The 981-nt window shown below is 44.4% G+C and carries 2 protein-coding genes; both read left to right on the forward strand.

Annotation, left to right across the window (positions count from 1 at the left end):
- A partial coding sequence (locus A3729_RS32555) for a hypothetical protein (protein ID WP_197475671.1) occupies positions 1-307 on the forward strand: 307 nt, incomplete at its 5' end.
- A gap of 19 nt (positions 308-326) precedes the next feature.
- Positions 327-981, forward strand: a 655-nt coding sequence (locus A3729_RS07770; protein WP_156497782.1) for an efflux RND transporter periplasmic adaptor subunit, incomplete at its 3' end; no start/stop codon positions are given.

Here is a 981-nt window from a genome sequence, read left to right on the forward strand (position 1 = left end):
TAAGCATCGTCAGGCAGCTATTGAGTTGGAGCGTTCAGAAGCATTAGAGCAAGCTCGCTTTACGTTGAAAGATCTCGCCAACCAATATGACATCACCCGCGATCAACGTGTGCTTTATGAAGAAAAAATATTAACCACATTAGGCAAGCAGAAGCACAGCGCCATGCATAGCTACGAGTCAGATAAGGGCAATTTCCGCATCGTATCTGAGCTGTTTCTGAAGGAACAAAGCGCAAAAGTGCAGCGTTTGCGCTTGCTTGTGAATGAACAAATTATTCTATCTCGTATTAATTATTGGCTGAACTAAAGCTAAGGAGAATCAACACATGAAGCAATTTATTTTAGCCATTACTGTCCTAGCTATTGGTTTGGCCTTGGGGACCTTTTTCGGCCCTCAACTCATGCAGGGGACAATGAGTGATGGAGAGTTGTCCTCCGCCGACAGTAACGAGAAGAAACCAGTGTACTGGGTAGCTCCGATGGATAAAAACTATCGTCGAGATGGGCCTGGACTTTCCCCGATGGGCATGGATTTAGTTCCGGTGTATGAAGAAGACAGCGGTGATGATAATACAGTGAAGATCTCAGCCACTGTTGAGAATAACCTCGGCGTTAAAGTCGCAAAGGTTAAAAACGAAGCGATTATGGTGCCAATTGATACCGTAGGAACTATCCAGTTTGATGAGAGCCGAATCTCTCATATTCACCCGCGTGTAGAGGGTTGGATTGAACGGTTGAACGTTGCTGCTAGTGGTGATCCGGTTAAACAAGGTCAAACACTGTTTGAGCTTTATAGTCCAGAGCTGGTCAATGCGCAGGAAGAATACCTAGCAGCATTGCGCAGCAAAAACAGAAACCTAATTAATGCGTCAAAGTCACGCCTTCGATCGCTAGGTTTGAGAGACAGTCATATCAATGATTTAAAGAAAAGACGTAAGGTCGATCAATTGGTGAAATTTACGGCTGAACAAGATGGAATTG

Source organism: Oleiphilus sp. HI0043, assembly GCF_001634935.1.